Consider the following 20,343-nt stretch of genomic DNA (forward strand, 5'->3'; position numbering starts at 1 on the left):
GGGCGCTTTTTATTTTTGATATACAATTTTTCCATTAATAGCAGTCATCTGCACCCGTACCCCTGGAATATCATCTGCAGGTATCTCAAACAGATCTCTTTCTAATACGGTAAAATCAGCTACATAACCCTTTTGAACGTATCCTTTTTTATGCTCTTGATGAATGGCCTGCGCGCTTCCTAACGTAAACAGCTGAACAGCTTCAAATACTGTGAGTCGCTCAGAAGGTATGTAAACGACCGAGCTATTTGGAGAAGTTTTTCTAGAAACCGCTGCATGGATCGTTAACATGGGATTGATAGGTTCAATAGGTGCATCCGATCCGCCTGCACACATAACCCCTTCGTCCAATAACGTTTTCCAAGCATAGCAATAATCCAAATGCTCTTCTCCGATTTTTTCAATGACCCATGGAAAATCACTGGCTAAAAACCGAGGCTGAATATCTAGCACAACCGGGAGCTTTTTTACACGATCAACTAAATCTTTTCGTAGAATTTGCGCATGGATGATACGATCTCTTTGCCCTGTTTGAGGAGGATATTGTTCGATGCTTTCCACTACGTATTGAAACGCTAAATCCCCAATCGCATGAATTGCAACGGTCATGCCCAATTCTCTCGCTTTCCTCACTAGCTGCTTTAATTCATCTAGTGATTGAATAGCTACACCTCTTGTAGAAGGGTCGCTTTTGTAGGGAAAGCTTAAAAGCGCAGATTGACTGCCGAGCGAACCATCAGCAAAAATCTTCATTGGCCCTATTTCAATAAAATCGGATGTGTCTTTCTTTTCTTCACAGTATGTATACATATCATCTACAGCTTCATGATGAACAAGTAAATGAGCACGAAACAGCTGCTTTTCTTTATGAATAACGTCTTGGAATGCTTGATATGTACGCAAAAAGCCTCCATAATAATTTAAATCTTCCGTATGTCCACCCGTTAATCCGTGATGAACACAATCTTTAATGGCTACTGAAAGCGCTTGTCGAATGTATGCTTCTGATACTTTAGGAATATGAGCCGTTACTAATTCTTGCGCTTGATCAGCAAAAAAACCGGTAGGATTTCCAGCTTCATCCCTCTGGATAATACCTCCTTCCGGGTCACGTGTTTCAGCTGTAATCCCGGCTATTTTAAGAGCAGTCCCGTTTACTACTAATCCGTGACGACAGACTCGCTTCAACATAATAGGATGTTCAGTTGACAGCTGATCAAGATCTTGATACTGAATCAAAGAGGAATCTTCCCACTGATTTTCATCCCACCCTTCTCCAATTACCCATTCTCCTTTTGGCGTACTCTCTACTTTTTTCCGAACGAGCCTTAACACCTCTTCCCGAGAAGTAGCTTGAGACAAATCAAGCCGAAGAAGCTTTTCACCGTGACCAATTAAGTGAAGGTGGCTATCGACAAAGCCCGGATACATTGGGTGTCCTTTGAGGTGTACTTCTTTGTCAATCTCAGCACCCCATTTGATTCTTAGATCTTCTTCTGCGCCTATATCTTCAATGAATCCTTTTTCAACATATACGCTTTCTACATGCTCACCTTCTTTTAGCATCGTATATATTTTGCCGCCGTAAAATAAAGTCCCCATCGCCAACATCTCCTTTACTTTATAAAGCTTGATCTTGTCTCTATTATACGTGACAAAACAAACAAGACAAAAGAGTGAGGTTTCCCCCACTCTTTTTAGCCATCATTATTTAATTAATATGACTTATTTACCACCAAGTTGTTGCTCAGCCATTTGAACTAAGCGTTTAGTGATTTCTCCACCAACAGATCCGTTAGCGCGAGCTGTTGCTTCTGGTCCAAGATTTACACCGAATTCAGAAGCGATTTCGTATTTCATTTGGTCGATAGCAGCTGCTGAACCAGGAGCTACTAATTTGTTTGTGTTTGCCATGTGTTTTCACCTCCTTGTTGAATATAGATTGTGTCAAAACACATGGCATCATACATTATTTTTTTGGTAATTTTATGAAATTTTACTTTTAAAACAAATCTTCTACGCTGTCTGCGGTATTTGTAGCCGAAGAAGCTGTCATCTCAAGCGTTTCTACATTATTTACCGCTTCTTGAATTAATGTTTCAAAATCATAAAATTGTTCGTATCGATTTATTTTTTCACGCTTTGGCTTAGTTTTTGGTGAGCTTGGCGTAAAAATTGTACAGCAGTCTTCATACGGACGATTCGAAATTTCATGTGTGTCAATTTTACGGGCAATTTCCACAATCTCCGTTTTATCCATTGTCACAAGCGGACGCAAAATTGGCGTATTCGTCACTTCATTAATCGCATACATGCTCTCAACCGTTTGACTAGCTACTTGCCCTAAGCTGTCGCCAGTTACGATAGCTAACGATTCATTTTTTTCACGAATAAGGTCCGTAATTCGAAGCATCATACGGCGTGTAGAGGTCATGGTATAATTCTCTGGAATTTGCTTTTGAATCGCTTGCTGTACAGCTGTAAACGGTACAATGTGAAGCTTTACTTTTTCGTGATAAGCCGTTAATTTTTGCGTTAAATCAATTACTTTTTGCTTAGAACGTTCACTTGTAAAAGGCGGACTATAAAAATGAACCGCTTCTATTTCTAAACCGCGCTTCATAGCTAAGTATCCTGCAACCGGGCTGTCGATTCCTCCAGAAAGCATGAGCATCGCTTTTCCACTCGTACCAACTGGAAGACCCCCTGCTCCGCGATAATCAAAACATGTAATATACGTTGCTTCACTTCTCACTTCTACTCGTACATTTACGCTTGGCTCTTTTACGTTTACCTGTAGATGCTCTGTATTTCGTAGAATATGACTTCCTACTGCATAATTTAATTCGTTTGTATCAAGAGGAAATTGTTTGTACGCTCTTCGAGTAGATACTTTGAACGTTTTTCCTTCTATATCAAATTCTTTCATTGCTTCTAGCGCTGCTTCTTGAATGGCTTCAAGTTCATTTTCAACTTTTAATGCTAAACTAAAACTTTGAATACCAAAGATTTGCTGAAGACGTTCAATGATAGGCTCGTGATTTTCACCATTTAAGTGAATATACATGCGGTCTCTTGTGTATTTTACGTGAATGTTTTGGAATGCACTAAGAGCCGTTACAATATTTTTTCTTAGCTGCGCAACAAATTTTTTTCTATTTTGTCCTTTAGTGGAGATTTCTCCGTATCGAATTAAAATATGGTTATATATCATAGTTATTTACCTCATTACTTTCTTTAGATCTTCAATTACTGTGAAAATAGCATTTATAATGGGCGTTACTTCATTATAGTCATTTAATCCTGACAAGCTCAAACGAATGGACTGATCGGCTTCTTCGTAATTTTTACCGATAGCTAAAAGCGTTTTACTTGGCTTTTTTCGTTTTGATGAGCAGGCAGATGTAGTTGATACAAACACTCCTTTTTCTTCAAGAGCGTGAACAAAAACCTCACCTTTAATACCTTGCGCTGTAAAATTTATAATATGGGGAGCTGAATGCTCATTCGGCGTATTAATCGTGATTCTTTCGTGAGCAGAAAGTTTGTCCATCAGTTCTGCTTTTATTTTCTGCATTTTTTGCTGATTCTGAGCTGCATGTTCAAGTGTTAAACGAAGTGCTTTAGCAAATGCTACGATTCCCGGAACATTTTCCGTGCCTGATCGATGCTGCATTTCCTGAGAGCCTCCGCTAAGCAACGGATGAAGCTGAACTCCATTTCGTTTATATAAAATCCCCGTTCCTTTTAAGCCGTGAATTTTGTGTCCTGATAATGTGCATAAATCAATTTTATGATTTGCTAAAGAAAGCGGAACTTTTCCAATCCCCTGCACATGATCGACATGAAAAAGCACCTTCGAATAGTTCGTAAGCATCTGTCCAATTTCTTCAATTGGCTGAATGGTGCCAATTTCATTATTTACATGCATAACGGATACTAAAATGGTTTCATCCGTAATAGCTGATTCAATAGCCGCAGGTGACACAAATCCATTTGAATCTACCGGAACATACGTCACATGAAACCCTAGTGCTTCTAACTGCTTAAATGGTTCATGAACAGAATCATGTTCAATATTTGTCGTAATAATATGCTGACCTCGGCTTTTATATTGCATCGCTACGCCTTTAATAGCTAAATTATTCCCTTCCGTTCCTCCTGATGTAAAGATAATTTCATTTGACGATACGTGCAGCAATTCTGCTACTTGCTCACGTGAACGGCTCAACAAATTCTCCGCCTGTACGCCAAATTGATGGAGGGACGATGGATTGCCATAATAAGTTGTAGCTACTTTGGTAAAAGATTGTATGACTTCATTATAGGGTTTTGTTGTAGCGCTATTATCTAAATAAATCAAGGATGCGCGCCCCCTTCTTCATTTTTTCGGAACAACGTATTATCATACCACACCTTGGTATTTTTTTAAATTAGGCGTTCCTTTTATTATTAATAAACTATTTAGATTTTTTCAAAAAAACCTATATATGATTCCATAAATGTGGTAGTATGTATCACGTACTTTTAGTTTTTAAAAAGTCAGAAAATTTAATCATCAACATAAGAAACACTAGGAGGCATTATGAAAACCAAAGCACTCACTAACAAAGAAATACTTGCCATCGGTCTTATGCTGTTTGCTCTCTTTTTCGGAGCGGGAAATATGATTTTCCCTCCTTTGCTCGGACAGCAAGCCGGAACACACACTTGGAGTTCCATTATCGGTTTTCTCATTACAGGTGTAGGACTTCCGCTTATGGGGATAATCGCTGTTTCTAAAAGTAATGGAAACTTTACCGAAGTAGCTAAAAAAGTTCACCCTATTTTCGGGATTTCTTTTACTATATTGCTTTACTTAGCAATTGGCCCTTTTTTTGGTATACCCAGAACGGATACGGTAGCGTTTGAAATCGGTGTGACCCCATTTTTATCAGAAAATGCGGTTGCAAGCAAGATTCCTTTAATGGTCTATACGGTTATTTTCTTTGGCCTAACACTTTATTTATCATTGAATCCAACTAAAATTGTTGATCGCATAGGAAAAATTCTAACTCCTTTACTGCTCGCAGTATTAGCTCTTTTAGCTATCAAAAGTTTAATGACACCTATGGGTTCTTTTCAAGAACCTCACGCCAAATATATAGCCTCTCCATTTACGGGCGGCTTTATTGATGGATATTTGACAATGGATACAATTGCAGCTCTCGTATTTGGCATCGTTGTTATCAACAGTATTAAGGAAAAAGGCGTAACGGACGAACGAACACTTGCTTCGGTATGTATCAAAGCCGGGTTGATTGCTGCTGCTGGGTTAGCTATCGTTTATCTTTCTCTCGCGTATGTCGGCGCTTCAAGCGTAGAAGCAATTGGTATGAAAGAAAATGGAGGAGCTATTTTAACAGCTGTAGCTACAACATTATTCGGTTCGTTTGGCACCATTATTTTAGGACTCGCTATTACATTTGCTTGTCTAACGACAGCCATCGGATTAACTTCTGCTTGCGCACGATTTTTCACGCAGCTGGTGCCAAGCATGTCATATAAAACATTTGTCGTCATTTTAATGCTGTTTAGTGCTGTTATTTCAAATGTAGGGCTTACTCAATTAATTTCTATTTCCATACCTATTTTGACCTTTGTATACCCTATTGCCATTACGCTAATTGCTTTATCATTAATTGAAAGAGCCATTTCGTTTGGTCGAGAAGTATATGTGACAGCCGTAATCATTAGCTCGATTCTGAGCATTTTTGACGGGTTAAAAGCAGCAGGAATTATCCTAACAAGCATAGACAATTTTTTCAAAAACTATTTGCCGCTTTATAGCCAAGGCCTTGGCTGGCTTATTCCAACAGTTGCTGCTGCCTTCATAGGCTATATTATTAGTATTGCAAGAGGTACACATCACACAGATAGTATACAAAGAAAAGCGTCATAAAAAAGCTCGTGTCCTTTGGACACGAGCTTTTTAACTCTGTGAAGATACAATACGCTGTATACGATCCAGCGCACCAGGATCTACTTGCTCAATAGCTGCAGATGCCTGTTTTAATGCTTCTTTGTATTCGTAATGACGAAACGCTTCTTCTGCTTCTTCTAAAGACTGTGCAATCGAGTGATGAGTACTTCTATAACGGTTACCGTATTGAATCACTCTTTCAACGAGTCGCGCCTCTTCTAACATTGCCTCTGTTTCATCAAATGTATCCTGGACAAAACCAACAGCATCTTCAAGTAAAGATTGAACAGCTTGAATATTAAGCGGTTTTTCTTTCAGCTTAGCGGTTACTTCATTTAAGATATGAACCGTTTTTTCAAGCTGCACTTTGTATTCTTCAGGAACACCGGGAAGGTTGCTTTTTTGAATAAGGCGTCTTGCTTCAATCAACTGAGATTTCAGTTCTTCTATTTTGTCCTTAGCCGAGAGCTCATCTTTGCGAAGAGCTTGTAGCATATCGCTATAGGATTCCTGAGATTCTTTTAATTGGTTAAGCTGTTTGGAAACGTCTTCGAGTTCTTCTTGGATCACACTGTAGGCTAAATTGTGCTCCGCCACCTTGTCCGAAATATTATAGTACAAGTTAGTCAATCGTTTTAGTTCGCGGTCCATTTTATAATATACGTCTAAATCGCGCTCTTTAAAATGATAGCTTTGCTGTACAAATAGCGTTTCTTCACGAAGTTCACGGTTTCGTTCTTGAAGCATACGAAGGAAGTTAGATACCGTATGAGATTCACGGTTCATTTTATGATAGGAGAAAACCTCATGCTCAAGTGAGTCATATAACTGCTCTAAGCGTTCGTTCACATCATCTAGTTTTGTAATCGCTTCTTCCACATATAATTCTTCAATATCTGCAATAATTTCAGCAGTTTCTTGTTTTAAAAGCTCTACCGTTTCTTCTACTTGCAGATGATCTAACACATATCCCTGCTCACTCATTTCGCGGAACCCGTCAAGCAGTTCATTGAACTGAACAGGAAGAGTGGTCTGACACTCAACTAACACTTTTGGAATTTGTTCTAAATACGAATCAATAGCTGTTAAATCAGTTTTTAATTGAAGAACAATCTCACGTGCTTGAAGATAGTTTCCGTTAATCGTCTCTTCCTCGTATTTTTTAAACTGCTCTTTAGATGTATTAATTGCGTATTCTAACGTTTTTTCAGCATTTCCATAGGAATACCGATGTGCGAGCAATTTTTTCTTCACGTGGCGGTGAAGCTGATTTAATTCCTCAATATCATATCGATTATCTTGTTCGCTACCAATTAAATTTTGAAGTTCAGTAAGTATGTTTTCAATATCTATCTTGGTTTGTTCTAAGGCTTGATCAATATGTATAGATAACTGCTTCGCTTTTTTAAACCGGTATTTATCTGCTGCTTCTTCCGTTTCAAACAGTTCTTTATCAATTTTCGGGAGATTAGTTGATATAATTTCATCCCACTGCTCACGCCAACGTTCAAATAGCTCTTCAGTTTGACCTGTCATGTTCAATTCTTTTACTTTTGAAATTTCCTCTGCAACTGGCGTATTTGCTAATTCGACTTTGATCGTTTCCAGGCGATCAATTTCTTGATAAATCTTTTTACGTGAAAACATTCCGTACACAACTAATCCGATAATAAGTATGATTAGTGCTATAATGAATTCCATACTAAGCCCCCTTACAGTGCGTTCTACATGACAAGTTTCTTATTTATAAAAAGGGTGAATTTAATCCTTTAAATTTTTTTGCGTCAATGTTTTTATGATACCATGTAAAGTCCAACTTTTGAGCAAAAAATTAAATTTTTTTATACAAAATATTGGCATGGAGTCACTTTGTGTCGTTACAATGGAAAAAGAAGAAAAAAGGAGGCATTTTTTATGAAAGTTGACAAACATATTCATACTCCATTTTGCCCACACGGTTCACCTGATTCATTGCAACAATATGTTGAACAGGCGATTTCCCTGAACTTTGGCGAGATTTCGTTTACAGAGCATGCTCCATTACCAAAAAGCTTCAGTGATCCGACGCCTGATCGCGACAGCGGAATGGATCCTGACAAACTTGATCGCTACATTCAAAACGTACAGCAAGTTAAAAAAGAATTTGAGCGCGATATTCGTATCAATGTCGGATTGGAAGTTGACTTTATTGAAGGATTTGAACAAGAAACAACAGATTTCTTAAACGAGTATGGTCCTTGTCTCGATGACAGCATCCTTTCTGTCCATTTCTTAAAACATGAAGAAGGATATGACTGCCTAGATTTTAGCGCTGACGTATTTGCACATATTGTACAGAAGTTTGGCAGCGTAAGCAAAGTATATGATAAGTATTACAACACGGTATTACGCTCTGTACAGGCCAATTTAGGCGTTTATAAGCCTAAGCGCATTGGTCATATGACACTCATACATAAATTTCAAGCTCAATTTCCATATGAAGACACACTTTCCCCTATTATTTTATCAATACTCGATGAAATAAAAATGAAAGATCTGGCTTTGGATTATAATGGTGCAGGATTGTTTAAGCCTTTGTGCAAGGAAGCGTATCCAGCTCCCTTTGTCGTAAAAGCAGCCCAACAGAAAAAAATCCCTCTCGTATATGGGTCAGACGCCCACTGTGCGAAGGATTTAGGCCAAGGCTATAGAGAGCTTCATTTAAGATAATTGAACGCGAAGTTTGTTTGTCCGTTCATATGGCAAACATACCGTTGTGTGCACCCATCGCTCAAGCTCAATCGCATATTGCTGAACAAAATACGGTTCGTGAGGCAATATATGAAGAACTTCACTTAGGTACTGAGGATGAAGATAAGGCATAGACAGCATGCCCTTAAGCTCAATGATTGTAAAGGAAACGTGCAGCTTTCGAAACTCCTTTTCTTTCATCCCTCTTTCAAGGATTGTTTTTAAGTAGTATTTTTCCTTGGTTAAATACGTAGTCATAACTTCTCGAATTAAAATCGTGTCAAGAGAGATTTCTCTATATACGAGCCGGGCAATATGCCTATTTTCGTGCTGGTAATGTAAGATAGCTCGAATCATTACGATCATACTTTCTGTTGAAGACAGCTTTTTCATTTCTTGAAATGCTTGCTCCAACACCCCAATATAACCTTCAAAATAAGAAATCACTAAACTTTCAAGCAATCCTTCTTTGCTATGAAAATAATATGAAATATTCGCTACGTTCACTTTCGCTTTTCCTGCAATCTCCCGCACCGACGTACCATCAAAACCTTTTACGTTAAAAAGAGAAACAGCCGCATCAATAATTTTCTCTTTCGTTTTTGACTGTACAGCCATCTATCTACACCTCATTTCGATTTATTTTTACAAAACACATATGATTGCAAAATTGTGTAGAAATCGTTACAGTATTTAAAAAGGATTTTAGTAGCCTCTCTACATAATTCGTGATAGGCTTTTTAGTTCCTGTAATCTTTTATCGACAAAGTAGCGTTAAAACTGACGTTTCCTGATAAAAATTCATTAAATCTTATGTTGAATGGAGGAGAATACATTGTTTAATGTCGAAAACTACAGCGGCTCAAAACAAAAAGATTATGAGTTAGTAATTAAGCAATTACGCGCCTTATTAGAAGGAGAAAGCAATACGATTGCTAATCTAGCAAATGCTTCAGCTCTGCTAAATCAATTTTTAAATGAAGTAAACTGGGTAGGTTTTTATTTAATGGAAGACGGGGAGTTAGTGCTTGGACCTTTCCAGGGACTGCCGGCTTGCGTTCGTATTCCACTTGGAAAAGGCGTATGCGGTACAGCAGCTCAAAATCAAAAAACAGAGCGAATTGAAGATGTTCACGCCTTCCCTGGCCACATTGCATGTGATGCCGCTTCTCAATCTGAAATCGTTGTACCAATTGTAAAAGACGGTCAGCTTTTAGGTGTTCTTGATATTGACAGTCCAATCAAAAATCGCTTTGATGAAATCGATCAACAGTATCTTGAAGAATTCGTCAAAGAACTCACTTCTTTTCTTTAAATATGAATAAGCAAAAAAAAACCGCTGCAAATCAGCGGTTTTTGCTTATTAAACAAACGTTTGATTAGCCATCACCACCATTTTCTTAGGTTCTTTCTTCTCTTTTCATACTTCAAATGAATATATCCTTTCTTTTACATTCTTTTAATCTTCAATCTTCCTTGACTTTATACGAGGAAACACCTATAATACTCGTTGTGTGAAATATTGCAGCTTATACAATCTTCTTTATGTTTTTTCATTTTGTTCCTCATTAAAAGGTTGTTTTACAGAAGTAGCAATTCTTTTAAAAAGATGGTGTATCGTGTAACTCTCTGCTGCTAGAGCGATGGTACATGAAAACAAAATGAGCATATCGCTAGAATGTGTCTGTTTTTGTTTTGCATAAAATAAAAACACAAACAAGGAGGAGTCATCATGGCTCGTTATACAGGTCCAAGTTGGAAAATCTCTCGTCGCTTAGGTCTTTCTCTAAGTGGTACAGGTAAAGAATTAGAAAAACGCCCTTACGCTCCAGGTCCACACGGCCCAGGTCAACGTAAGAAAATTTCTGAGTACGGTTTACAATTACAAGAAAAGCAAAAATTACGCCACATGTATGGTGTAACTGAGCGTCAATTCCGTAACTTATTCGTTGCTGCTGGTAAATTAACTGGTAAGCACGGTGAGAACTTCATGATTCTTTTAGAAGCTCGTCTTGATAACTTAGTATACCGTATGGGTCTTGCACGCACTCGTCGTCAAGCTCGTCAATTAGTTAACCACGGTCACGTTTTAGTTGACGGTAAACGCGTTGACATCCCATCTTACCGTGTACAACCTGGTCAAGTGATCGGTGTTCGCGAAAAATCTCGCAACCTTTCAATCGTGAAAGAAGCGCTTGAAGTTAACAACTTCGTACCAGACTACTTAACAGTAGACGCTGAGAAATTAGAAGGTACATTCACTCGCTTACCTGAGCGTTCTGAATTATCTGCTGAAATCAACGAAGCACTAATCGTAGAGTTCTACTCTCGTTAATAGTAAAAAGCCGTTCCCTATGGAGCGGCTTTTTTACTGTCTTTATACAAAAAAAGGCCTTTCGGCCTTTTTTTATGCGTATTGAATAAGCGTATATTTTTTCTTGCCTCGACGAATTACTGTAAATTGACCTTCAATACGGTCTTCTGCTCCTACTGTTTTTTGCAAATCTTGCTCACGCTCACCGTTTAAGTAAATCGCACCGTTTGAAATATCTTCACGCGCTTGACGTTTAGAAGGAGAGATTTTACTTTCTACAAGTAAATCGATTAAACCAATATCTTCACCTGTATGCGTGTAAGAAGGAACATCCTTGAATCCTTGCTTAATTTCTTCTGCTGTTAACTCTGAAATACTTCCGTTAAATAAAGCTTGCGAAATACGAATGGCTTGCTCAAGAGCTTCTTCACCGTGTACAAGCGTAGTCATCGCCGCTGCTAGTGCTTTTTGTGCTTCGCGTTTTTCAGGCGCTTCTTTTGCAGATGCTGCTAATTCATTAATTTCTTCATGTGATAAGAATGTAAAGTATTTTAAATATTTTATAACATCACGATCATCTGTATTAATCCAGAACTGGTAGAATTCATACGGACTTGTTTTTTCAGCGTCTAACCAAATTGCTCCGCCTTCTGTTTTACCGAACTTCGTGCCGTCTGCTTTTGTTACAAGCGGAACTGTTAATCCAAATGCTTTTGCATCTTCTTCTGATTTACGAATTAATTCTAAGCCAGCCGTAATATTTCCCCATTGGTCGCTGCCGCCAATTTGAAGCTTACAGTTATACGTTTGGTATAAGTTCAAGAAATCATATGATTGTAAAATCATGTAGCTGAATTCCGTAAATGAGATGCCTGATTCGATACGAGATTGAACAGAATCCTTTGCCATCATGTAGTTAATACCAAAGTTTTTACCGATATCTCGTAGGAATGTAATAACATCTAACGTGCCAATCCAGTCATAGTTATTCGCAATAACCGCTGCATTTTCACCTTCTTCAAAATCTAAGAAGCGTGAAAGCTGACCTTTAATACGCTCACTAAACATAGCAACCGTTTCTTTTTCATTTAACGTACGCTCTGCTTTTTTACCGCTTGGATCTCCAATAAGACCCGTACCTCCACCAACTAATGCAATCGGTTGGTGTCCAGCTTGTTGAAAGCGACGCAAAATTAAAACAGGAAGCATGTGGCCGATGTGAAGGCTGTCGGCTGTTGGATCGAATCCACAGTACAAACGAACAGACTCTTTACTCAAAAGTTCATTTAAACCTTTTTCATCCGTTTGTTGATTAATGAGCCCTCGAAACTCAAGATCTTGTAAAATATCCATGTTATATTCTCTCCTTTATCTAATTGCTCGTTACAATTTGTTGAACAACATAAAAAACGCCCCTTCTTAAAAAAGAAGGGACGAAAATATCGCGGTACCACCCTATTTGGAAATAAATTATTTCCCACTTAAATGATGTAACGGTCTACCCGTCTTTTGCTACTGTAAGTTCACAAAAGATGCTCAAGGACGTATTTCATATTTGTCTATGTACTGATTTTCAGCAACCATCAGCTCTCTTAAACAGGGAGACAAGTATTACTTCTTCCTATCACTGCAGTTTATTTTATTTAAAAGTTTACACCCCACAATTATGAATGATTTCATTTTAAAATTCAAGTCCAAAAAAAAGTTCAAACAGCTGGCTGTTTGAACTTTATAAAAATCACTTATTTTCCCTACAAAGATTGAAACGTTTACTCCTTAGTCTTCCATCGTCGACAAATCGCCCGTTGGCAAATCTAATTCCCACGCTTTTAAAACGCGACGCATAATTTTACCGCTTCGTGTTTTAGGTAGCTTATCTTTAAACTCGATTTCACGTGGAGCTGCATGAGCAGCTAACCCTTTTTTCACAAATTGACGAATATCTTCAATCAGTTCATCTGAAGATTCATACCCATCTCTAAGTGCGATAAACGCTTTAATAATTTCCCCACGCACAGGATCAGGCTTACCAATGACACCCGCTTCTGCTACAGCAGGGTGTTCAACAAGCTTACTTTCTACTTCAAATGGACCAACTCGTTCTCCTGCGGTCATAATAACGTCATCAATTCGGCCTTGGAACCAAAAATAACCGTCTTCATCCATATACGCGGAATCACCTGATACGTACCAGTCGCCTGGCATAAAGTATGACTCATACTTTTCCTTGTTGTTCCAAATTGCATGCATCATAGATGGCCAGCCTTTTTTAATTGCTAAGTTACCCATTCGATAAGGTGGAAGCTCTTGTCCTTGATCGTCAACGATTGCTGCTTGTACACCCGGAATAGGTTTTCCCATAGATCCTGGTTTAATTTTCATAGACGGGTAATTACAAATCGTCTGACCTCCAGTTTCAGTCATCCACCACGTGTCATGAATACGTTTTTGGAAAACCTTCATTCCCCAGCGTACCACTTCAGGATTTAATGGTTCTCCCACGCTTAATACATGTCTGAGGCTGCTTAAATCATAGCGTTTAACTAAGTCATCGCCAGCACCCATTAGCATACGAAATGCTGTAGGCGCACTGTACCAAACCGTTACGCCAAAATCTTCAAGTGCTTGATACCATGCATCTGGACTAAAGCGTCCTCCTACAATCACATTTGTTGCTCCAGCAAGCCAAGGACCAAAAATTCCGTAGGAAGTTCCCGTTACCCAACCCGGATCTGCTGTACACCAATACACATCGTCATCTTTTAAGTCGAGCACCCACTTAGCAGTTTGATAATGCTGAAGCATTGCATTATGAACGTGAAGCACCCCTTTTGGTTTTCCAGTTGAACCTGATGTATAATGAAGCAGCATACCATCTGTTCTATCTACCCACTCAATCTCCACCTCTTTATTCGCCGCTTCTAATCGCTTCAGAAAATCTAGTTGAATGCCTTCTTCTGCTACATTTTCCCCTACAAGGAGAATGTGTTTTAAAGCTGGCAAATCCTTCACCGGAACGCGGCTCAGCAGTTCAGGCGTTGTAATTAACACTTTTGCATCACTGTCTTGCAAACGATCTTTTACTGCACCTTCCATGAATGCTTCAAACAAAGGACCAACAATAGCGCCAAGCTTCACCGCGCCTAACAATGCAAAATAAAGTTCCGGAGAGCGAGGCATAAAGATAAACACACGATCTCCCTTCTCTACGTCTGCTTGTTTTAGCACGTTTGCGGCTTTGTTTGACCATTCTTTCATTTCTTTGAATGTATATTTTTCATTGCGCTGCGCATCTCGATAATAAAGCGCAACTTTATTTTTACGCGTAGAGTTTGCGTGCTTATCAATTGCTTCATAAGCTGCATTTAATTTACCTGTTTCATGCCATGAAAATTCCTTCTCCACTTGTGACCAGTCAAAGGTTTGATACGTTTTATCGTAGTCCTGTAAGTTGTATACCCCTTCAATTACAGGAAGCGCTTCCACCTTCATCACAAACTCCCCCTTATGTATAAAATTTACAAACCTATTATATAACAAAAATAGACTTTTCACAATTTTATAAAAATTATTTGTCGGAATTGGGATAATAGTCTCCCTTGTTATATGACAACCTTTGTTATATAAGTGTCGAATTAACAAGAATCTCTTTTAATTTCCTATTCTATGTTTTTGAAAAAACTCCTTTTCTTTTATTTAATTTTTTGAAAACGCTTTAATGTAGAGTTTTTTTTGTATTATAATACAGATAAGACTGCTTGAAGGTGGTGATTCATGTGAAACATTCCCAAACATACAATATGAAAGAACTAAAAACAGCGGTTGGAGCAATTGTTATTGAAGGACCTGTCTCCTCACAAACCTTGCAACAACTTGATTTTCATGAGCAACTAACGGCCTTTCGTCCACCTGAACAGCAAAAAGAAGCATTGATCGAGATTGCCAACTTGCCTGAAGGTAGAATCATTATTGCTCGTCATCATCATACAATCATTGGTTATGTCACCTTTTTATATCCCGATCCTCTAGAACGATGGTCGGAAGGAAATATGGAGAATTTAATCGAATTAGGAGCTATAGAGGTAGCTGCCCCGTTTCGCAGCTACGCTGTTGGAAAAAACTTGCTTATCGTATCTATGATGGATGATGCAATGGAAGATTATATTGTCATTACGACAGAATACTACTGGCATTGGGATTTAAAAGGAACAGGGCTAAATGTGTGGGATTACCGCAAAATTATGGAGAAAATGATGAATAAAGGCGGACTGACGTGGTTTGCCACAGATGATCCGGAGATTAGCTCCCACCCTGCTAATTGTTTGATGGTCAGAATCGGGAGCAGAGTCCCTCAAGAAAGCATACAAGAATTTGATAGCCTGCGCTTTCGAAATCGCTTTATGTATTGAGCTGACCTTTAAGAAAAGGAGCTGTGTCTGATGATTGTTGAAGAGATGATGAAAACCGATCTCGTTACCTTAACCCCCGACCATACGATTGCTGAAGCTATGAAACTTTTAGATACACATAAGATTAGACATATTCCTATCGTTAATGACCTTCATCACGTAGTTGGCATCATTTCTGATCGAGACGTAAGAGATGCAAGTCCATCTATTTTAGATAATACTTATACATCTGCTCTTCTATCCGAACCCGTGCGGATGATTATGAAAACAGAAGTCATTACAGCTCACCCTCTTGATTTTGTTGAAGAAATTGCAAGCATTTTTTATGAACACCAAATCGGTTGTATTCCCGTCACAAAAAACAAGCGGTTAGTAGGAGTTGTTACCGAAAGAGATCTACTACATACGTTTATTCAGCTTACCGGCACTAATAAGCCAGGTTCACAAATTGAAATAAAAGTAGAAAATAAGGCTGGCGTGCTCGCTGAAGTTACATCCCTCTTTGGTTCAAAGAGAACAAACATCTTAAGCGTACTTGTCTACCCTGATGTAGATGAACGATATAAAATCCTTGTGCTTCGCATTCAAGCTATTAATCCATTGATTAGTATAAATACATTAAAAGAAAACGGCTATGAGGTGCTATGGCCTAAATTACCGGAGATGACGTAATGACTAGTAATGCTGTATTTATTTATTCAGATGATATTCTTTCGTACAAATTCAGCAATAATCATCCGTTTAACCAGCTTCGTGTTCAACTAACATATGAACTGTTACGGGAATTTGGCGCTTTAGGCAATCAAGATATTGTATTACCGCGGATGGCATCTGATGAAGAACTTCAGCTTGTCCATGATACTAGCTATATTCAAGCGGTAAAATTAGCAGGAAGCGGCGAGCTTTCTGTTGAAAAAGCAGCAGATTTTGGTCTTGGAACAGAAGATACACCTATGTTTCCCAACATGCATGAAGCCAGTGCGTTTTTAGTTGGGGGTACACTTACGGCTGTAGATTATGTGATGACTGGAAAAGCTAAGCATGCTCTAAATTTAGGAGGAGGATTGCACCACGGCTTTCGAGGAAAAGCTTCCGGCTTCTGTATTTATAACGATAGCGCGGTAGCCATCAAATATATGCAGCAAAAGTACAACGCGCGCGTCCTCTATGTCGATACAGATGCTCACCATGGTGACGGCGTGCAATGGACATTTTATGACGATCCTTCCGTTTGTACTCTTTCCATTCATGAAACGGGACGCTACTTGTTTCCAGGCACGGGAAACGTTAACGAACGCGGGCACAGTGAAGGCTATGGTTATTCATTTAATGTGCCTGTTGATGCTTATACGGAAGATGAGTCTTGGCTCGACGTTTATAAGACCTCTTTAAAAGAAGTAGCTGCTTTTTTTAAACCAGATGTTATCTTGACACAAAATGGAGCCGATTCTCATTATTACGATCCGCTCACTCATTTATGCGGCACCACGAAAATATACCGTGAGATTCCTAAAATTGCTCATGAAATTGCCCATGAATACTGTCAGGGAAGATGGATTGCGGTTGGCGGAGGAGGTTATGATATTTGGCGGGTTGTTCCTCGGGCTTGGTCATTCATTTGGCTTGAAATGATTGAACGAAAGGCAGAAGGCATGCTTCCTCTATCATGGCTTGAAAAATGGACAAAAGTATCGCCTCACCCCATTTGCACGCAGTGGGATGATGAACCTAATATCTATCAGCCAATTCCAAGAAAACCAGAAATAACAGAAAAAAACGCTCAAACTCTTGAGCGCGCTCTTTATCCTATTCGTTCTCATACATCTCATTCTTAAAAAAAGGCTATACAAACGTATGGCCTTTTTCACTGTGCTTCGGGATCTGAAATAATAATTTCGACGCGTCTATTTTTTTGTAAATTGTCATTAGACGTGTTCGGAACAAGCGGCTTTGTATCTCCGTATCCAAGTGCTTCAAAGCGGTTAGCAGAAAGAGAAAAGTGGTTCGTTAAATAACGTATGACGCCGCTGGCACGCGCTGCCGATAGTTCCCAATTAGATGGATAACGATAGGTGTGAATAGGTCGATTATCGGTATGACCTTCTACTTTAATATCATTTGGAATAGTACTGAATAACCTTCCTAATTCATCCAGGAAAGGGGTACCTTTCTTCAAAATGTCTGCCTGTCCTGTTTCAAACAGCACCTGTTCTTGTAAAATAAGCACAACTCCGCGTTCATCTCGCTTAGCAGTAATAACATTCTGAAGCTTATTTTCCTTCAGGTAATTTTGCACTTTCGCTAAAATGTTATCCAGCTTTTGAGACTGCTGGCTCTTTTCTACAGAAGCTAATGAGCCACCGCTTGTAAGCGAATTGACAACGGTCTGAAACTTTTGATTATCAACGCTAGACATTGAAAATAGTAAAATAAAAAAAACTAATATTAACGTCACCAAATCAGCAAATGTTACCATCCATTTTGGCGACTGTGCCGAATACCTTTTTCTTCTACGCTTCACGAACGTGTTCTCTCTTTTCTTCCAGCTTTCGTTTTTCAACAGGGGCAAATACTTTTAGCTTTGCTTGCACAAAGCGAGAATTTTGCCCCGCCTGCAAGCCGATGACACCTTCAATAATCACTTCTTTAACAAAAAGCTCATGCTCCGTTTTACCAGCTAATTTAGCTGCGATTGGCTGAAAAAACAAGTTTGAAAGCAGCGCCCCGTAGAAAGTCGTTAAAAGAGCAATTGCCATGTTAGGCCCAAGCGATGAAGGGGTATTAAGGCTTTTAAGCATTAGCACTAGCCCAACGAGCGTCCCAATCATTCCCCAAGCGGGGGCATAATCGCCTGCTTTTTCAAACATACTTCGACCTCTCGTATGTCTTTCTTCTACTGCAGCTATTTCAGCTTCAAGCAGCTCTCGAATCATTTCTGGTTCTACTCCATCAATGGCTAGCAAAATACCTTTTTTCACAAATGAATCATCGATTTGTTCAAGCTCTGCTTCTAACGATAGAAGCCCTTCTCGACGCGCTTTTTCCGATAAATGTACAAATGTTCCTACAATTTCTTCTACGTTTATTTCTTTCGATTGAAACGCTTGTTTCCCTACTCTTCCCATATTTTTTAATTGTTTTAACGGAAAGCTCACGCACAGCGTACCAAAAACGCCTCCCAGTACAATTAAAATCGATGGCACATCAATAAAAGCTAAAAAACCGCTCATTCCTCCACTTGAAATAACCCCAAACACAACCATAGAGATACCAATTAGTATCCCTATAGGTGTGAGCATATCAATTTTTTTCATATTCTATCTCCCCGTGTCTGAACTTTGGATTCGTTCTTATTCATTCACAGGTATTATTATTTTGTTGATTGTCTGAACTCGATGCGGTGAGGAAGCTGTACAATGCTGCTGTCTACCGTTTCTTTGTTCATGTATTTCGTTAAGAGACGCATCGCTACTGCACCAATATCATACATTGGCTGTACAACAGATGTTAACTGAGGACGAACCATTGTTGAAAGTCTTGTGTTATCAAAACCGATAACTTCTAGATCGTTTGGTACATTCAACCTGCGATCTTGTGCCCCGTGAATAACGCCTAATGCCATTTCATCCGTTCCAACGAAAATAGCAGTTGGCTTTTCATCTTCTTCTAATAGTTTTTCAACTGCTTCAATACCTGAATCGTACGTGTAGTCTCCTTCTACAATATAAGAATCGCGTACAGGCAATCCGCTTTCAGTAAGAGCACGCTTGTACCCTTTTACTTTTTTCGCATGATTGATCGGTTCTTCTAGCGTACCTGAAACGAATGCAATATTTTTATGACCGCTGTCAATTAGTGATTGCACTGCATCAAAAGCTGCTTGTTCATAATCAATAGTTACAGATGGGATTTGGTTAGTTGATTCGATTGATGCTGCAAGTACAACTGGAACCGGTGATTTTTTTAACTCTTCTACGTGTTCTTCCGTTACATTCCCACTCATGAAGATGATTCCGTCTACTTGTTTACCAAGCATGTTATTTAAAAGATGAAGTTCTTTATCTTGATTTTGGTCGGAGTTACTTAAGATGATATTATACTTGTACATTGTTGCAATATCTTCGATTCCACGCGCTAACTCTGCATAGAAAATATTTGAAATATCAGGAATGATAACTCCTACTGTCGTTGTTTTTTTACTGGCTAATCCACGCGCTACTGCGTTCGGACGATAGCCTAGTCTTTCAATTGTTTCTAATACTTTTTTTCTAGTTGATGGTTTTACATTTGGATTTCCGTTTACCACACGAGAAACCGTTGCCATCGACACGCTTGCTTCCCTTGCTACATCATAAATTGTTACGTTCACAACAAACACTCCTTATCGAAAAACATTTCGTTTATTTTATCCTTATTTCATTTCTTGTATTTACGTATATAAATCCATCTTCCTTTATAGAATGGCTATTTCTAGCTCCTTCACTCTTACATACAGCTTAGATACCCTGTATGCATCTAAATCATTCCTGTTATGCCCTTATTATTACGTGTGCAAAGACAATTTTACCAGTTTATATGTAACAATGTAAAAGACGGTGTATAGTAAGTAAATAAAAAAAGTGAATCGCGAATTTATATCATATGCACTCACAGAATGATAGCGAATATCTGTAACTACTATACGATACTATGTGCTTCACCGCAACGTATTTACCGCCTTTTTCCGACAAGTTTCACGAGAATTTCATAAATTCTTGTTTTTTGGATTTGCACTTATTCTTTCCTATTTTGACAAAAGTTATCGACTGTTTTCAAAATACGTGATAATTTCGCTTATCTTTATTATAACGAAAGGCAAACAAGCTTGAAACCATTAAGTGCCTCAAACTTGTCATAAAAGTATACGAATTTTTCTTTTTTACGTTTTT

At 38.7% G+C, this 20,343-nt stretch carries 18 protein-coding genes and 1 other annotated feature; of the genes, 7 read left to right on the top strand and 11 right to left on the bottom strand.

The features are described from left to right. Positions 1–9: 9 nt before the first annotated feature. The 4 genes from CEQ83_RS23310 to CEQ83_RS23325 form a co-directional block, all read right to left on the bottom strand. Positions 10–1,602, bottom strand: coding sequence for an amidohydrolase (locus CEQ83_RS23310; RefSeq protein WP_098112325.1), 1,593 nt, complete (start codon positions 1,600–1,602; stop codon positions 10–12). A 123-nt stretch (positions 1,603–1,725) separates the two neighbouring features. Continuing rightward, on the bottom strand, positions 1,726–1,914 hold the full coding sequence (locus CEQ83_RS23315) for an alpha/beta-type small acid-soluble spore protein (protein ID WP_013059477.1): 189 nt from the start codon (positions 1,912–1,914) through the stop codon (positions 1,726–1,728). Positions 1,915–2,002: 88 nt separating this feature from the next. Continuing rightward, positions 2,003–3,214: a tRNA uracil 4-sulfurtransferase ThiI gene (thiI, locus tag CEQ83_RS23320; RefSeq protein ID WP_014458016.1), complete on the bottom strand. Its 1,212-nt coding sequence runs from the start codon at positions 3,212–3,214 to the stop codon at positions 2,003–2,005. Between the two features lie 6 nt (positions 3,215–3,220). Continuing rightward, entirely contained in the window at positions 3,221–4,363 is a 1,143-nt protein-coding gene (locus tag CEQ83_RS23325) for a cysteine desulfurase family protein (protein ID WP_098112326.1), read from the bottom strand. A 222-nt stretch (positions 4,364–4,585) separates the two neighbouring features. Here CEQ83_RS23325 and brnQ point away from each other — a divergent pair, with 222 nt between their 5' ends. Beyond that, positions 4,586–5,941, top strand: coding sequence for a branched-chain amino acid transport system II carrier protein (gene brnQ, locus CEQ83_RS23330; protein ID WP_014458014.1), 1,356 nt, complete (start codon positions 4,586–4,588; stop codon positions 5,939–5,941). Positions 5,942–5,971: 30 nt separating this feature from the next. Here the strand turns inward: brnQ and ezrA are convergent, their stop codons facing one another. Next, positions 5,972–7,663 (bottom strand): septation ring formation regulator EzrA, encoded by a 1,692-nt coding sequence (gene ezrA / locus CEQ83_RS23335; RefSeq protein ID WP_013059480.1) that lies wholly within the window; start codon positions 7,661–7,663, stop codon positions 5,972–5,974. 213 nt (positions 7,664–7,876) lie between these two features. Here ezrA and hisJ point away from each other — a divergent pair, with 213 nt between their 5' ends. Next, complete coding sequence (gene hisJ / locus CEQ83_RS23340; protein ID WP_014458013.1) at positions 7,877–8,671, top strand: histidinol-phosphatase HisJ; 795 nt, start codon at positions 7,877–7,879, stop codon at positions 8,669–8,671. Here hisJ and refZ read toward each other — a convergent pair. Beyond that, positions 8,663–9,310 (bottom strand): forespore capture DNA-binding protein RefZ, encoded by a 648-nt coding sequence (gene refZ / locus CEQ83_RS23345; protein ID WP_014458012.1) that lies wholly within the window; start codon positions 9,308–9,310, stop codon positions 8,663–8,665. The genes hisJ and refZ overlap by 9 nt on opposite strands. 217 nt (positions 9,311–9,527) lie before the next feature. On the opposite strand from refZ, the gene CEQ83_RS23350 reads away from it, so the two are divergent. Beyond that, entirely contained in the window at positions 9,528–10,007 is a 480-nt protein-coding gene (locus tag CEQ83_RS23350; RefSeq protein ID WP_014458011.1) for a GAF domain-containing protein, read from the top strand. A gap of 417 nt (positions 10,008–10,424) precedes the next feature. After that, entirely contained in the window at positions 10,425–11,027 is a 603-nt protein-coding gene (rpsD, locus tag CEQ83_RS23355) for a 30S ribosomal protein S4 (protein ID WP_013059485.1), read from the top strand. A gap of 72 nt (positions 11,028–11,099) precedes the next feature. Here the strand turns inward: rpsD and tyrS are convergent, their stop codons facing one another. Both tyrS and acsA read right to left on the bottom strand, forming a co-directional pair. Continuing rightward, positions 11,100–12,359, bottom strand: a complete 1,260-nt coding sequence (gene tyrS / locus CEQ83_RS23360) for a tyrosine--tRNA ligase (protein ID WP_028411808.1) — start codon at positions 12,357–12,359, stop codon at positions 11,100–11,102. A gap of 73 nt (positions 12,360–12,432) precedes the next feature. Next, positions 12,433–12,643: a binding site (T-box leader), on the bottom strand. Between the two features lie 139 nt (positions 12,644–12,782). Further along, positions 12,783–14,498 (bottom strand): acetate--CoA ligase, encoded by a 1,716-nt coding sequence (gene acsA, locus CEQ83_RS23365; RefSeq protein WP_028411809.1) that lies wholly within the window; start codon positions 14,496–14,498, stop codon positions 12,783–12,785. A gap of 284 nt (positions 14,499–14,782) precedes the next feature. Between acsA and CEQ83_RS23370 the strand changes: the two genes are divergently transcribed. Genes CEQ83_RS23370 through CEQ83_RS23380 form a run of 3 tightly spaced genes read left to right on the top strand, consistent with a single transcriptional unit; the run spans position 14,783 to position 17,250 of the window. After that, positions 14,783–15,415: a hypothetical protein gene (locus CEQ83_RS23370; RefSeq protein WP_028411810.1), complete on the top strand. Its 633-nt coding sequence runs from the start codon at positions 14,783–14,785 to the stop codon at positions 15,413–15,415. Between the two features lie 30 nt (positions 15,416–15,445). Next, the gene (locus CEQ83_RS23375) at positions 15,446–16,087 is read left to right on the top strand and encodes an acetoin utilization AcuB family protein (protein ID WP_028411811.1); all 642 of its coding nucleotides are present in this window, start codon (positions 15,446–15,448) and stop codon (positions 16,085–16,087) included. After that, a complete protein-coding gene (locus tag CEQ83_RS23380) occupies positions 16,087–17,250 on the top strand; it encodes an acetoin utilization protein AcuC (RefSeq protein ID WP_028411812.1) in 1,164 nt (387 codons plus the stop codon). Before CEQ83_RS23375 ends, CEQ83_RS23380 begins: the two co-directional genes overlap by 1 nt. Before the next feature lie 29 nt (positions 17,251–17,279). Here the strand turns inward: CEQ83_RS23380 and motS are convergent, their stop codons facing one another. From motS to ccpA, 3 genes are read right to left on the bottom strand one after another with little or no spacing between them, the layout of a single operon-like run. Next, positions 17,280–17,936: a flagellar motor protein MotS gene (gene motS, locus CEQ83_RS23385; RefSeq protein WP_028411813.1), complete on the bottom strand. Its 657-nt coding sequence runs from the start codon at positions 17,934–17,936 to the stop codon at positions 17,280–17,282. Further along, complete coding sequence (motP, locus tag CEQ83_RS23390; protein ID WP_033579602.1) at positions 17,926–18,729, bottom strand: flagellar motor protein MotP; 804 nt, start codon at positions 18,727–18,729, stop codon at positions 17,926–17,928. The genes motS and motP overlap by 11 nt, the downstream gene beginning before the upstream one ends. A 56-nt stretch (positions 18,730–18,785) precedes the next feature. Beyond that, positions 18,786–19,784, bottom strand: coding sequence for a catabolite control protein A (gene ccpA, locus CEQ83_RS23395; protein ID WP_098112327.1), 999 nt, complete (start codon positions 19,782–19,784; stop codon positions 18,786–18,788). Positions 19,785–20,343: the final 559 nt, after the last annotated feature.

It is taken from the genome of Priestia megaterium, from assembly GCF_009497655.1.
GTDB lineage: Bacteria > Bacillota > Bacilli > Bacillales > Bacillaceae_H > Priestia > Priestia zanthoxyli.